Source organism: Streptomyces sp. NPDC048349 (assembly GCF_040651925.1).
GTDB lineage: Bacteria > Actinomycetota > Actinomycetes > Streptomycetales > Streptomycetaceae > Streptomyces.
The window spans coordinates 71,945-84,831 of record NZ_JBEZLA010000013.1; the positions used below are offsets into that span (position 1 = coordinate 71,945).

13 protein-coding genes, 1 tRNA gene and 1 pseudogene are annotated in these 12,887 nt (G+C 74.4%); 8 read left to right on the forward strand and 7 right to left on the reverse strand.

Going from position 1 to position 12,887, the window contains the following annotated elements:
• Window positions 1-22 precede the first annotated feature (22 nt).
• The 3 genes from AB0D44_RS10325 to AB0D44_RS10335 form a co-directional block, all read right to left on the reverse strand.
• Window positions 23-661 (reverse strand): class I SAM-dependent methyltransferase, encoded by a 639-nt coding sequence (locus AB0D44_RS10325; RefSeq protein ID WP_362587370.1) that lies wholly within the window; start codon window positions 659-661, stop codon window positions 23-25.
• A 182-nt stretch (window positions 662-843) separates the two neighbouring features.
• Complete coding sequence (locus tag AB0D44_RS10330; RefSeq protein ID WP_362587496.1) at window positions 844-1,653, reverse strand: fused MFS/spermidine synthase; 810 nt, start codon at window positions 1,651-1,653, stop codon at window positions 844-846.
• 113 nt (window positions 1,654-1,766) lie between these two features.
• Window positions 1,767-2,228, reverse strand: coding sequence for a hypothetical protein (locus AB0D44_RS10335; protein WP_362587373.1), 462 nt, complete (start codon window positions 2,226-2,228; stop codon window positions 1,767-1,769).
• 285 nt (window positions 2,229-2,513) lie between these two features.
• On the opposite strand from AB0D44_RS10335, the gene AB0D44_RS10340 reads away from it, so the two are divergent.
• Window positions 2,514-3,851: a tetratricopeptide repeat protein gene (locus tag AB0D44_RS10340; protein ID WP_362587375.1), complete on the forward strand. Its 1,338-nt coding sequence runs from the start codon at window positions 2,514-2,516 to the stop codon at window positions 3,849-3,851.
• A 10-nt stretch (window positions 3,852-3,861) separates the two neighbouring features.
• On the opposite strand, the gene AB0D44_RS10345 is transcribed toward AB0D44_RS10340, so the two are convergent.
• Window positions 3,862-4,203, reverse strand: a complete 342-nt coding sequence (locus AB0D44_RS10345) for a VOC family protein (RefSeq protein WP_362587378.1) — start codon at window positions 4,201-4,203, stop codon at window positions 3,862-3,864.
• Between the two features lie 63 nt (window positions 4,204-4,266).
• On the reverse strand, window positions 4,267-4,863 hold the full coding sequence (locus AB0D44_RS10350) for a histidine phosphatase family protein (protein ID WP_362587381.1): 597 nt from the start codon (window positions 4,861-4,863) through the stop codon (window positions 4,267-4,269).
• Window positions 4,864-5,029: 166 nt separating this feature from the next.
• Between AB0D44_RS10350 and AB0D44_RS10355 the strand changes: the two genes are divergently transcribed.
• The 3 genes from AB0D44_RS10355 to AB0D44_RS10365 are packed head-to-tail and all read left to right on the forward strand — an operon-like array spanning window position 5,030 to window position 9,062.
• A complete protein-coding gene (locus AB0D44_RS10355) occupies window positions 5,030-6,163 on the forward strand; it encodes a hypothetical protein (RefSeq protein ID WP_362587383.1) in 1,134 nt (377 codons plus the stop codon).
• A complete protein-coding gene (locus AB0D44_RS10360) occupies window positions 6,160-7,734 on the forward strand; it encodes a hypothetical protein (protein WP_362587386.1) in 1,575 nt (524 codons plus the stop codon). Before AB0D44_RS10355 ends, AB0D44_RS10360 begins: the two co-directional genes overlap by 4 nt.
• On the forward strand, window positions 7,731-9,062 hold the full coding sequence (locus AB0D44_RS10365) for an AAA domain-containing protein (protein ID WP_362587389.1): 1,332 nt from the start codon (window positions 7,731-7,733) through the stop codon (window positions 9,060-9,062). The genes AB0D44_RS10360 and AB0D44_RS10365 overlap by 4 nt, the downstream gene beginning before the upstream one ends.
• A 44-nt stretch (window positions 9,063-9,106) precedes the next feature.
• On the opposite strand, the gene AB0D44_RS10370 is transcribed toward AB0D44_RS10365, so the two are convergent.
• Window positions 9,107-9,595: a MarR family transcriptional regulator gene (locus tag AB0D44_RS10370; RefSeq protein WP_362587392.1), complete on the reverse strand. Its 489-nt coding sequence runs from the start codon at window positions 9,593-9,595 to the stop codon at window positions 9,107-9,109.
• 113 nt (window positions 9,596-9,708) lie between these two features.
• Between AB0D44_RS10370 and AB0D44_RS10375 the strand changes: the two genes are divergently transcribed.
• The 4 genes and pseudogenes from AB0D44_RS10375 (at window position 9,709) to AB0D44_RS10390 (ending at window position 11,480) form a co-directional block, all read left to right on the forward strand.
• Window positions 9,709-10,278 (forward strand): NAD(P)H-dependent oxidoreductase, encoded by a 570-nt coding sequence (locus AB0D44_RS10375; protein WP_362587395.1) that lies wholly within the window; start codon window positions 9,709-9,711, stop codon window positions 10,276-10,278.
• 84 nt (window positions 10,279-10,362) lie between these two features.
• Window positions 10,363-10,710 carry a hypothetical protein gene (locus AB0D44_RS10380; RefSeq protein ID WP_362587397.1) on the forward strand — a complete coding sequence of 116 codons (348 nt, stop codon included), beginning with the start codon at window positions 10,363-10,365 and terminating at the stop codon, window positions 10,708-10,710.
• Between the two features lie 111 nt (window positions 10,711-10,821).
• Window positions 10,822-11,416 (forward strand): annotated as a pseudogene (locus AB0D44_RS10385) (hypothetical protein).
• Window positions 11,407-11,480: transfer RNA gene (locus tag AB0D44_RS10390), tRNA-Lys, on the forward strand. The pseudogene AB0D44_RS10385 and the gene AB0D44_RS10390 overlap by 10 nt, the downstream one beginning before the upstream one ends.
• A gap of 62 nt (window positions 11,481-11,542) precedes the next feature.
• Here the strand turns inward: AB0D44_RS10390 and AB0D44_RS10395 are convergent.
• Entirely contained in the window at window positions 11,543-12,778 is a 1,236-nt protein-coding gene (locus tag AB0D44_RS10395; RefSeq protein WP_362587400.1) for a M6 family metalloprotease domain-containing protein, read from the reverse strand.
• Window positions 12,779-12,887: the final 109 nt, after the last annotated feature.

A 12,887-nucleotide genomic window follows, 5' to 3' on the forward strand; every position in this document is an offset into this window, starting at 1 on the left:
GTCGCCCCCCGCCGTCCTCTTCCTAGCGGGCCGCTCCCGGGACGGTGCCCACCAGCACGAACTCGTTGTACGGGAAGACCTTGCCCATCGGGCGGGGGAAGGGGAACGAGTAGGTGCGCCGCACCGCCACCCCGGCCCGGGCCGCGGCTGCGCGCAGTTCCTCGAAGCCGACCCAGCGGATGTGGGTGGCGTCGGAGCGGAAGCCGACCTCCTGCGGGGTGATCAGGACGAGCGAGCCGCCCGGCTTCACGAGCGGAAGGTACTGCTCCAGCAGCGCGGTCCCGGTCTCCTCGTCGACGTGCTCCAGCACGTGCGCGGCCAGCAGGCTGTCGAAGGAGCCCGGCCCGCAGTCGGGGGCCTGGGCCAGCTGGTCGGGGGTGTAGGCGGTCAGCCCGCGCTCGCGGCAGGTCTGCACGGAGTGCGGATTGTGGTCGACCCCGACGCTTTCGGGTCCGCAGTTGAGCAGGTTCCGTCCCAGGCCACACCCGATGTCGAGGACCCGGCCGAGCTGCAGCCTGCGCAGGTTCCACCGGTACGGCGCCTGGGTGGGCAGCAGCCGCTTGATCCCGGACTGCTCGAGGCGGGCGAGCCGCCGGGTGTAGTCGGGGGTCGCGGTGCTGGGGGCGGGGGAACCCGGGGTTCCAGCTTGGGAATCAGACATCGTTGGCCGTCTCCTGAGCGCATCGTAGGAGGGGCGGGCCTCCTAGGGATCAACACACTACGCATCAGGACCGATTGTCGGGAGACCTCTTTTCATTGTCGGCGGTTGTCGGCCAACCTCGGCTGTTTTCGGCCGTTCCCCGGCCGTTGTCGGCGTCGTACGGCCCGTACGTCGGCCCGCGGCTAGCGGAACACGGAGGGCGGCGGCTGCGGCGAGGCCACCGCCGAGGCGTCCGCCACGGGCGCGGCCCCGCCCGTGAAGTCCGCCAGGGCCCGGCCGTGCTCCACCCGGCCCGGATGCGGATCGCTCGCGACCCGCCGGGTGAACTCCGCGACAGGGAGTTCGCGGTCCGCGGCCACCAGGACCGCGTTGCCGAAGCGTTTCCCCCGCCACACCACGGGATCGGCTGCCAGCGCCAGCTCCGCGAACCGGGACGCGGCCGTCGCGATCTGCCCGCGCAGATGGGCCAGGGGCGGACCGTCCGCGAGATTGGCCACGTACCACCCGGTGGGCGCGAGGGCGCGGCGTACGTCGTCCAGGAACTCGGTGCTCGTCAGGTGCGCCGGGGTGCGCGCACCGCTGAACACGTCCGCGATCACCAGGTCCGCCCAGCCGTCCGGCACCTTGGCCAGACCCGCCCGGGCGTCCACCGCGCGGACCCGGATCCGGGCCTGCGGGTCCAGCGGCAGGTGTTCCCGTACGAACGCCACCAGCGCGGCGTCGATCTCCACGATCTGCTGGGTGGAGCGGGGGCGGGAGGCGGCGGTGTAGCGGGCGAGGGTGAAGGCGCCGCCGCCGAGGTGCACCACGTTCAGGGGCTGCCGGGCGGGTGCGGCGAGGTCGATCAGGTGGCCGATCCGCCGCTGGTAGGCGAAGTCGAGGTAGCCGGGGTCGGCCAGGTCCACGTGCGACTGCGGGGCTCCGTCGATCAGCAGGGTCCAGGCGTCCGCGCGCTCGCGGTCGGGCGCGAGCTCCGCCCGGCCGCCGGCCACCTGCCCGACGACCGGCTCGGCGGCGCCGCGTCCGCGCTGCTGCTCGCCCTTGTTCCGGCCCTTGCCTCTGTCTTTGCCTGCCACCACCCCATTGTGGCCGGTCAGCGACCGGGTCAGCGGCAGTTGTCGGCGGCCTCGATCAGCCGGGCCGCCTCGCCGAGGGCCTCGCGCAGTACCGCGGGGTCGGTGACCGGCTCCACGGCCTCCGGCGGGAGCAGCCAGCCGGTGGCCCCGGTGGCGGGCGGGACCGCGTCGCCGAAGCGCATGCCGCGCCCGTTGGTCTGCGTACACGCGCTGCCCGGCATGTCCCAGGCGTCGGCGGTGCCGGGCGGGACGAGGAAGCCGAGGGTGTCGCCCGATCCGTCGTGCAGGACGGGCCCCACCCCGCTGGCCCGGCCGGCGCGCCGGATGATGTCCACCGCCTCCAGCCCCTGCCGGGTGGGCACGGTCACCAGGTCCGGGGCGTCGGCCGCGGTGGACACGGTGAGGGTCGCGGTGAGGGACGGGGTGACGGTCGCCGTTGCGGTCGCGGTCACACCGGGCTCGGGTGCGGTGTTCGTTCCAGTGCTCTCCATGCCGGCCTCCACCAAGGGAACCCCTCCTCGATCCGCGTACGAGCCGGGAGCGGGGAGTCGCCTCCCACTCCGCATGGGTTCAACGCCCCGGAACGTCAACGGGTGCGGCGGCAAGACGCTGCAAAGGATGGCACTTCATGGCAGATCGTGGGTGAGATATCCCTTTTGTAAACAAACATCGTGTGAAGGGACCCGCGCTGGCGGTACGTTCATGCGCGCCGGGCCACACCTGCACACACCCCTTCCCGTGCCGGCGCTGCGTTCCTTGCCAGAGAGGCCACGTCCATGGCGGCGTCCCCCCACTCACCCAACTCCACGTTCCGGCGGCTGCGCGGGCAGCACTCCCCGGCCGAGTTCGCGGCGCTGGTGCGCCGGGCCGCCAAGGAGATCGGCGAAACGGTTTCCTGCGACGCCCGCTACATCGGCCGCGTCGAGTCCGGCGAGATCCGCTGCCCCAACTACGCGTACGAGCGGGTCTTCCTGCACATGTTCCCCGGCCGCACCCTGGCCGACCTGGGCTTCTCACCGCGCGAGGCCGTCCGCGGCCGGTCGGCGCTGCGCGACCCGTCCGTCCCGTCCCCCGCGTTCCCCGCCTCCCACCCGACCCCGACCTCTTACCGTCCCAAGGAGAGCGACGTGCTGCGTCGCGCGTTCATGGCGGGCGGCTCCGCGACCGTGGCCGCGACGCTCAGCCTCACCCTGCTCGGCGACACCCGCCGGCTCCCCTCCCGCGCCGGAGAGGCCGAGGCCGCGGCCGTCGAGGACGCCGTACGCCAGATCCGGCTGCTCGACGACCGGCACGGGGCCGACGCCCTGTACCGCAAGGCCGCCGGACCCCTGCGCGCCGCGTACGCGCTGCTCGACGCGGGGGCCGCCCGGCAGTCGACCGAGGACCGGCTGCACGCGGGCGCCGGCGAGCTGGCCGTCTCGGTCGGCTGGCTCGCGCACGACTCCGGCCGCTTCGACGACGCCCGCTCGCACTACGCGGAGGCCCTGGCGACGGCCCGGGTGTCGGGGGACGCGGGACTGGAGGCGCACGCGTTCAGCAACATGTCGTTCCTGGCCCGGGACTGCGGCCGCTCCCGCGAGGCGGTACGGGCGGCGCAGGCGGGCCGCCGCGCCGCCCGGTCCCTGGGTTCCCCGCGGCTGCTGTCGCTGCTGGCCCTGCGGGAGGCGGGCGGCTGGGCGGGCCTGGGCGACCGCAGGGCCTGCGAGGAGGCGCTGACCCGGGCCCACACGGAGTTCTCCCGGGGCTGGGCGGGCGCGGACCCGGAGTGGATGTCCTTCTTCGGCGAGGCCGAGCTGGAGTCCCTGGAGGCGAGGTGCTGGGCGACGCTCGGCGAGCACGCCCGCGCCGCCCGGCACGCACGGCGCGCGGCCGACCTCCAGGATCCGCACTTCGCCCGGAACGTGGCCCTCTACACCGCGGAGCTGGCCGGGGACCTGGCCCATGCGGGGGCGCCGGACGAGGCCGCCTGGGCGGGCGGCCGGGTGCTGGACCTGCTGACCGAGGTCCAGTCGACCCGGGTGCGGTCCCTGCTCTCCGAGACCGCCCGCACCCTGGTCCCGCACCAGCGCTCCCCGCGCGTGGGCGCCTTCCTCGCCCGGCACGCCGCCGTCTGACCCGGTCCGGTCAGGCGCCGACGTACTCGTAGACCCCGCCCTCGGGATGGCGGACGACCGCGCGGCGCCCGTTGGGCGTGCGGGCGGGGGCCGCGATCACCTCGCCGCCGGAGGCCTGGCAGTGCGCGACCGCCGCGTCCAGGTCGGCCACGGCCAGCGTGGCGGCGACGCCCGCGAACCGCTCGGCGATCGCATCGGGCCCGCTGAAGAGCAGGAACGGCCCCACGCTCGCCAGGTCCAGGCCGGCGAACTCGAACCGGGTCGCCGGCTGGCCGGTCAGCCGTACGTAGAAGTCCAGGGCCGGACCCAGATCGTCCACGCGCCGCCGCAGCACCACGGAAGTAATCGTCATGCCCTCATCCTCGCAGCCGCGGGGAGGACCCAACTCCCTTGGTGCGGCCGTCTTTTCGACGAATCAGGCGTCCAGGTGGCCGGTGTCGTTCCAGCGCTCCAGCGCGGGGGCTCCGTACGCCCAGCCCAGGACCGACAGGGAGGTGGGCTCCAGGCGGATGCGGGCGCCGAAGGAGGCCTCGAAGCCGAGCCAGCGGGCTGCCAGGGTGCGCAGGATGTGCCCGTGGGCGAAGACCAGGACGTCCCGCTCGGCCGAGCGGGCCCAGGCGACGACCTCGTCCGCGCGCGCCGCGACGTCGGCGACGGACTCGCCGCCCGGGACCCCGTCGCGCCAGATCAGCCAGCCGGGGCGGACCGCCTGGATCTCGGCCGGGGTCATGCCCTCGTAGTCCCCGTAGTCCCACTCCATCAGGGCGTCCCACGGCTCCGCCCGCACGCCGAAGCCCGCGAGCTCGCAGCTCTCGCTCGCGCGGACCAGCGGGCTGGTGCGGACCTCCAGGCCGGGCAGGCCGTTCCACGGGTCCCGGGCCAGCCGCTCGCCGAGCAGCTTGGCGCCCCGCTTGCCCTCCTCCAGCAGGGGCACGTCCGTGCGTCCGGTGTGCTTGCCGAGCTGGGACCACGCCGTCTGGCCGTGGCGGGCCAGCAGGATGCGGGGGGCCATGTGAGTTCTCCCGGTACATGCGAGTCAGTACGCTTTTACGGCTTTACGGCGATTCTGTCGTCCGTACATCATCCAACACGTGTACGGCGGGCTCACCCATGGCCACCCCCAGCCCCTTTCCGCCGTAAGTGCACGATTGTCAGTGGCGGATGGGACACTTCCGCGGGTGAGCTCCTACCCGCCCCGCAGCGCTGCGCAGACGACCTTGCGGCAGCGGCTCGCCGGCCTGCGCGGCCCGGCCGTACCGCCCCGCCCGCTCGACGCCCGGGCCCTGGCGGCGCTCGCCGCCAACCCGGGCTGCGGCAGACGCGCCCTGCTCGACGGGGCCGGCGTGGACAAGACCGCCCTCGCCTCGGCCCTCGGCTCCCCCGCGCCCTTCGGGCAGTCGCAGTTCGCCATCGTCCGCGGGCACTCCTTCGAGGCCAAGGTCAAGGGCGACGGCGGGGCGGAGCTGCTGCGGCTGGTCCACCGGCACCTCGGCGCCGGGGCCGAGCCCCCCGGCGCGGGCGCCCTCGTCCCCGACCTGACCGCCGCCGGGCCCGAGGGCCGTGCCGCGCGGACCGCGCTCGCCCTGCGCGAGGCCACCGCCGCCGGGCGGGACACCGGGGCCTGGACGCTGCTCGACCACCCCATGCTGGCCCTGGAGGTCGCCGGCACCCCCGCCTACCTGGAGCCGGACGCCGTCGTCGTCCACCCCGACGGCCGCTGGACCGTGGTGGAGATCAAGTCGTTCCCGATGGTCGACGGGGCCGCCGACGCCGCGAAGGTGGGCGCCGCCGCACGGCAGGCCGCCGTCTACGTGCTGGCGCTGGAGGCGACCGCCGCGAAACTGTCCGGCGCCGAGGTCGGGCACAGCGTCCTGCTGGTCTGCCCCAAGGACTTCTCCAACCTGCCCACGGCCGCGCCGGTCGACGTCCGCCGGGAGCGCTCCGTGACCCGGCGCCAGCTGGAGCGGCTGACCCGGGTCGAGGAGCTGGCCGCGGCGCTGCCCGAGGGGCTCAGCTTCGACCCGGCGCGCACCGCCGAGGAACTGGCCGACGCGGTGGCCGCGGTGGACGCCTCCTACGCCCCCGAGTGCCTGGCCGCCTGCGAGCTGGCCTTCCACTGCCGGGAAGGGGCCCGCGCCGCCGACGAGGTGAGCGCACTGGGCCGTTCCGTACGGGGCGAGCTGGGCGCCCTGACCACCGTCGAGCAGGCCCTGGCGGCGGCCGCCGGCGCCGGCTGCGCCGAGGATCCGACGGCGGCCGCGCTGCACCGGGCGGCCCGGCTGCGCGCCGAGGCGCTGGAGGCGGCCGGATGAGCCTGCTGACCACCCTGGCCCGGCTGGAGGCCCGCCGGGCGGGCCGGGCCCAGCCGCTCGCGACGGTACGGCACCGGCACCTGAGCGAGCGCCCGCTGGTCCTGGTACCGCTGACGACCGCCGGTGAGGCCGGGGCTCCGCTCGGCGCGCTGGTCGGCACGGACCGCGAGGAGCCGCGGCTGCTGGTCGTACCGCAGCCGCGCGACCGGGAGCTGCGGTGGGCCTTCCTGGCGGAGCTGGCCGGCGAGGTCCTGCCGTACGTGGAGGGCTACGGGGACGCCGTCGAGCTCGTGGAGCGCACCGAGACCGACCCGGAGACCGGCCGGAAGTCCAAGGTCGAGGCCGAGCTGTGCCTGGACGCGCCGCAGCTGGTCGTCCCGAGCCGGGCGGGCATCGAGTACGTGCGCCTGCTGGGCCGGTCCATGCGGTTCCGGCGGACGGCCGAGGAGGATCCGGACCATCCGTATCCGGCGCCGGCGAAGGTGCCGCTGCTGGGCCGCTGGTTCACCCACCTCGGCGAGCGGGCGCGGGTTCCCGGCTCCTCGATGCTCCTGTCGGCGACGGACCTGCTCGGGCGGCACTGGGCGAGCGGCCAGAGCGATCTGGAGGACCAGCACCTGGGCGCGCTGCTGGCCTGGATGGACCCGCCGGCGGGCGCATCGGGCGCCGAGGCGGCGCTGCGGGCCGAGCTGGCCCGGGACCGGGACGGTCAGTTGCTGGTCCCGCCCGCCGGACCGGCCACCGACCCCGCCTTCGACAACAAGCTGCTGGCCCCGGCGATGGCCCGCTTCGACGCGGCGCGCACCGCGGACGGCCCGGGCGCCGCCGAGCGCGCGCAGCGGGCCGAGCAGGCGGTGCGGGCGCTGGTCGCCTCCCAGATGCGGCCCACCTGGGAGGCGGTGTGGCGGTCCCTGGACCTGCTGCGCGCGCTGCCGGCCGGGGAGCGGGCCGAGGAGCGCTGGACGCGCGACCGCTGGTCGTACACGGGCCACCGGGACCGGGTGCGGGCGGGCGAGCCGCCGCAGCCGCGCCGCGACGACGCGGTGACGGCGGCGCAGAAACTGGCCACGCGGGAGACCGAGCAGGTGCGGCTCGACGCGCAGGAGGCGCTGGACGACCCCCTGGTGATGGCGGGCCGGCGGCTCGCGGGCGAGGCCTTCGCCGGTGAGGTCACCGAGGTGGTGATGGAGTGGACGGAGTCGAAGCGGCCGAGCCCGCGCCCGCTGGTGACGGTGGCCACCGAGGACCGGCCGCAGCTCGCGGACGGGGGCGGCGGGAAGGTCTACCGCTCGCTGGACGGGCGTCCGCAGAGCGCGCAGTTCGTACGCTTCGAGGAGGACGGCCGGATCGTGCTGCGGCTGCTGGACAAGATGGGCCGCGGCAGGGATCCGGAGCCCGGCTCGGTGCCGGAGAAGGGCGACCGGGTGTGCTGGACGCTCTTCGAGCACGACGCCCGCGGCGGCCCGAAGCTGCCGGATCCGGAGCGGACCCCGTGGACCCACGGGGGCCCGCCGGACCACTTGACCGCCCCCGCGCTGCCCGATGCCGTGACCGACGAGGACGTGCTGTGAACTCCTTCGACCCCGGGGCCGCGGCCGCCGAGGCGACCGCCGCGATCCTGCACGACACCCTGCACGGTACGGAGCGGGGGGTGGTCGTCGACTCCCCGCCCGGGGCCGGCAAGTCCACGCTCGTGGTCCGGGCCGCCCGGGAACTGGCCGCGGCCGGGCGCCGGCTGATGGTGGTGGCGCAGACCAACGCGCAGGTCGACGACCTGGTGCTGCGGCTGGCCGCCAAGGATCCGGGGCTGAAGGTCGGCCGGCTGCACAGCAGCGAGGGCGACGCGTACGACCCGGCGCTGCGCGAGCTGCCCTCGGTCACGCTCTCCGCCAAGCCGGGGGACCTCGCGGAGCTGCCGATCACCATCTCCACGGCGGCGAAGTGGGCGTACGTCAAGGACGCGGAGCCCTGGGAGCACGCCATCGTCGACGAGGCGTACCAGATGCGGTCCGACGCGCTGCTGGCCGTGGCCGGGCTGTTCGAGCGGGCGCTGTTCGTGGGCGATCCGGGGCAGCTGGACCCCTTCAGCGTGGTGGGGGCGGAGCAGTGGGCGGGCCTGTCCTACGATCCTTCCGCCTCGGCGGTCAGCACCCTGCTCGCCCACAACCCGCAGCTGCCGCAGCACCGGCTGCCGGTGTCGTGGCGGCTCCCGGCCACGGCCGCGCCGCTGGTCTCCCGGGCGTTCTACCCGTACACGCAGTTCCGCAGCGGTACCGGCCCGGGCGAGCGCCGGCTGTCGTTCGGGGTCCCCTCGGACGGGTCGGGGCCGGACCGGGTGCTGGACGAGGCGACCGAGTCGGGCTGGGGCCTGCTGGAACTGCCCGCTCGGCACACCCCGCGCACCGATCCGCAGGCGGTGGCGGCGGTGGCCCTGGTGGTCCGCCGGGCCCTGGACCGCGGGGCGGTGACCAGCGACGAGCAGTCGGCGGGGCCGACGCCGCTGACCGCGGACCGGGTCGCGGTGGGCACCGCGCACCGCGACCAGGCGTCGGCGATCCGGGCGGCGCTGGCCGCGCACGGGGTCAGCGGGGTCACGGTCGACACCGCGAACCGCCTCCAGGGGCGGGAGTACGACCTCACGGTGATCCTGCACCCGCTGTCGGGCCGCCCCGACGCGACGGCCTTCCACCTGGAGACGGGCCGGCTGTGCGTGCTGGCCTCCCGGCACCGGCACGCCTGTGTGGTGGTGGCCCGGGCGGGCATAGCGGAGCTCCTGGACGACCACCCCTCGACGGAGCCGGTGCAGCTGGGCGTCACGGTGAAGTTCCCGGACGGCTGGGAGGCGAACCACTCGGTCCTGGCCCATCTGGCGGAGCACCGGGTGGCCTGGAAGCCGTAGCCCGGCTGTTTCGGATCGTGTCCGACCACCGCCGCCCGGTGTGCCTACCTCGGCCTGCTGCCCTTGCGCTCGGCGCCCATCCGAGCCCGGAGCACCTCGCCGACCTCGGCCAGGGTGCGCAGCTGCTCCGGTGTCAGGACGTCGATCAGGTGGCGGCGCACGGACTCCACGTGGAGGGGGGCCGCGGCCGTGATCATGTCCACTCCGGACGGGGTGAGGACCACTTCCGCGCCCCGGCCGTCCCCGGCGACCTCCTCGCGGCGGACGATGCCGCGCTGTTCCATGCGGGTGAGCTGGTGGGACAGCCGGCTGCGCGACCAGTGCATGAGGACGGCCAGCGCGCTGATCCGCATGCGGTGGCCGTTCGTGGAACCGAGCACCGACAGGACGTCGTAGTCCGCTTCGGAGAGGCCGCTGTCCTGGCCGAGGTCCCGCGCGATCTCGGCGTTGACCAGCGGGAACATCCGCCGCCAGGCGTACCAGGCGTCCTGTTCGGGCTCCGAGAGCCAGCGGGGCTCGGATGTGGGGGTCATGTCAGCACTGTAGCCAGGTCGGTGACACATCACCTAGATGGTTGACATGTCACCCATACGCCGGGTTGTATAGGTGACACGTCAACAAACCTTACCTTTCGGGAGTCCTCGCCGTGACCCGTCTCCACGTCATCTCCGCCGCCACCCGCCCCACCTCCTCGGGCCGCCCGCTCGCCCGGTGGGTCGTCGAGCAGGCCCGCACCCGCGGCGGCTTCGAGGTCACCCCCGTCGACCTCGCCGAGATCGCACTGCCCTTCCTGGACGAGCCCGAGTACGCCTCCAGCGGCATCTACGCCCACCAGCACACCAGGGACTGGAGCGCGCTGGTCGACTCGGCGGACGCCTTCCTGTTCGTGCTGCCCATGTACAACGGCAGCTTCACCGCCCCCTTCAAGAACGCGATCGACTTCCTGTACCGCGAGTGGCAGGGCAAGCCGGTCGGCATCGTCAGCTACAGCGCGGGCCCCACGGGCGGCGCCCCGGCCGCCGAGATGCTGCTGCCGGTGCTCACCCGGGTCGGCATGCGCCCCGCCGGGCGGTCCCTCGCGGTCCCCGGCATCCCGGGGCTCGTCGGGCCCGAGGGGTTCGCGGCTCCGGAGGGCCTCGCGGACGAGCTGGCCGGGGTGCTCGACGACGTGGCGGAGCTGGCGGAGCAGGGCGCCGCGGAGGCCGTCACCGTGTGAGCCCGGCATCGGTGCGGTCTTGCGGGGCGTTGGACAATGGACGGTGGCCCGGAAGCATTTCGCACGCGCAGCAGGAGGACAGGCATGGCAGAGCCCGAGCGGACCGAGCGGAGGCTTCGGCCCGCACCACTGCTCTTCGAGCCCTCCGAGGCCGCCACGGACCCGGAGCACTTCTTCGACCTGGAGTCGATCGAGGACCCGCTCGAGCTGCTGGCCCGTGCGACCGAGCTGACGCTGGCCTTCCGGGCCGCACAGGAGCGGGCGGTGGAGTTCCAGGCCCTGGCGGCGGCGCAGCTGGCGGACCCGCGGCGGTTCGACCGGCTGTCGCCGGCGCTGATCGCCGAGCAGGCGGAGTGGACCGAGGACTACGCCCGCAAGATGATCGAGTTCGGCGAGTCCCTCCAGCGCGATGCGGGCCCGGAACCGGCCTGACCCGCAGCGCTTGGCATATGCGGGGCGCAACATACCCCAGGCAGGCCCGTCGCGTCCCGGTTTCCGGTAACTCGCGGAAACCGGAACGTTACGGCGGGTAGACCTGGAGGCATGACGACGCTGACGACGGCCCCCGGATGCCCTGACCTCGACGCACGCACCCCCGCACCCGCCACCCACGTCACCCCGCAGGGCGCCGCCTGGCTCGTCTCCGCGTGCGCGCACCCCCGCAGCGCCCTCGCCGCCTGGGAGGCCCGGCCCGCCGCGCCCGCCGCGCTGCCCTGCGGCAACGCCTTCGACGTCGTCAACGTCCCGGTCGTGTTCGGGCGGCGGATCCTGGACCTGCTGTGGACCGAAGGCCCCGGCTGCGGCCCCGTCGCCGTGCACCGGGGCCGCATGCTGCTCTTCGCCGCCACCGGCACCGCCCACCGGCTCCCCGCCCTGCTGGCGTGGGAGGAGTGGGGAGCGTCGCGCACCGCGCCCGCCCCGCTGTGCCACGGGCTCGGCGACGCCGTCACCGTGCCGCCGCTGGCCGCCACCCCGGGCCCGTCCCGCTGGCTGGTGGCCCCCGACACGCGCCTGCCCTGGCTCCCCGGACCCGAGGCCCTGCTGTGGGCGTTCATCCGCGCCGCCCGAGCTGCGGATATCGATTTTTAGTTCCGCGGAACCTCCTGGTAATGTCTACGACGTCAGCAAGCGCCGCTAGCTCAGTTGGTTAGAGCAGCTGACTCTTAATCAGCGGGTCCGGGGTTCGAGTCCCTGGCGGCGCACAGACGGAAGAAGGCCTCACTCCTCGGAGTGGGGCCTTCTTCGTTCCCGGGGCGGCCACCTGCTAGGTGGTGATCTTCACCGTGTACGCCCCCGACTGGGTCCGGTCGGCCACCTCGATGGTGATCCGCTCCCCCGGCACGGTGTACGTCTCGCCCACGTCCAGCGGCGCGTCCGCGAGCGGCGGGTACACCGAGCGGTCCCAGCACGCCTCCGTCGCCGGATGCGCGTCCAGGACCTCGATCGGGCCGCCGCCCGACGCCGCCTCGTTGCGCACCCGGTAGACCAGTACCCCTTCCGTGCAGGTGTCCCCGTCGTTGCCCGCGGAGCCGCGCGCCTCCACGGCGATCGCACTGCCGGGGCCCGTACGGACCACGGCGAGCCGGGTCCCTCCCGTGCCGCCCCGCACCGGCGCCTCGGCCAGCGGCTGGAGGGTGTGCAGCGAGGAGCCCGACTGGACGCAGTCCACCTGGGCGGGGTCCAGCCAGCCCAGCTTCCACTTGTGCCAGGCGAAGAGGTCCGGGGCCATCCCGAACTGGCTGCCCATCACGTCCCAGTCGCCGACGTAGGTGTCCCAGTCGCCCTTGCCGTCCGACGGCCGGTGGTAGAGGTCGGGCAGGTCGAAGACGTGCCCGGTCTCGTGGGCGAGGACGTTGCGGTCCGGAGGGTGGCGTTCGAAGACGGTGACGATCCGCCGCAGGTCGGTGCCGTCGGCCCGGATCGGGCGGTCGAAGTTGACGACCTTCGTGGCGTCGGAGTCCACCCCCGGCGCGTCCGGATCGGCGACGAAGTAGACGACGTCGTACTGGGCGAAGTCCACCTGGGCGTCGGCCGTCGCGACCGCGTCCCGCAGGTAGGCCGCCCGGTCCTCCGGGGCCCAGTCACGCTGTATCCCGTACGCGGTGGACGGCTTGGGCATCCGGATCCACTGCTTCTGCGGATGCGGGGCCAGCCGGAACCGGCCGTACGAGGCCCGCTCGAAGAAGTCGCTGGTGGCGGGGAAGTAGTCGCCGGCGATCTCCTCCGGGGTGAGGGCGGTGCGGTGGTCGGGGAAGGAGAGGAAGACCATGACCGCGTCGAGCGTGCGCACCGGCCGCGGGTAGGCGCCGTTCCAGGTGTCGAGGCCCAGCGAATGGTGTGCGGCCGTACGGGTCAGCGCACAGGGCCCGGCTCCCGAATCGGCCACGGCGGGCCCCGCGACGAGCGACATGGCGGCGAGCGCCGTGAGGGAGGTGAGCCCCGCCGCCGTACTTCGGACGCGGGAACGGTCCACTCCCCCGGGTGTCAGCTGACGCGCCACATCGACCTCCGGTGGTGGATTCGTACCTGTTCATCCACCTTGAGGTGCTTGGCTGGCCAATGCCCTGTTGCTCTGCCCCACACGAGTGAGCAATCGGGCAAGCCGGTGA

What these genes read in the sequence shown, in the direction of transcription:
- AB0D44_RS10325 (WP_362587370.1), bottom strand. Translation starts at nt 661, where the DNA reads ATGTCTGATTCCCAAGCTGGAACCCCGGGTTCCCCCGCCCCCAGCACC.
- AB0D44_RS10380 (WP_362587397.1), top strand. Translation starts at nt 10,363, where the DNA reads ATGGCAGAGCCCGAGCGGACCGAGCGGAGGCTTCGGCCCGCACCACTG.
- AB0D44_RS10350 (WP_362587381.1), bottom strand. Translation starts at nt 4,863, where the DNA reads ATGGCCCCCCGCATCCTGCTGGCCCGCCACGGCCAGACGGCGTGGTCC.
- AB0D44_RS10360 (WP_362587386.1), top strand. Translation starts at nt 6,160, where the DNA reads ATGAGCCTGCTGACCACCCTGGCCCGGCTGGAGGCCCGCCGGGCGGGC.
- AB0D44_RS10370 (WP_362587392.1), bottom strand. Translation starts at nt 9,595, where the DNA reads ATGACCCCCACATCCGAGCCCCGCTGGCTCTCGGAGCCCGAACAGGAC.
- AB0D44_RS10335 (WP_362587373.1), bottom strand. Translation starts at nt 2,228, where the DNA reads ATGGAGAGCACTGGAACGAACACCGCACCCGAGCCCGGTGTGACCGCG.
- AB0D44_RS10340 (WP_362587375.1), top strand. Translation starts at nt 2,514, where the DNA reads ATGGCGGCGTCCCCCCACTCACCCAACTCCACGTTCCGGCGGCTGCGC.
- AB0D44_RS10345 (WP_362587378.1), bottom strand. Translation starts at nt 4,203, where the DNA reads ATGACGATTACTTCCGTGGTGCTGCGGCGGCGCGTGGACGATCTGGGT.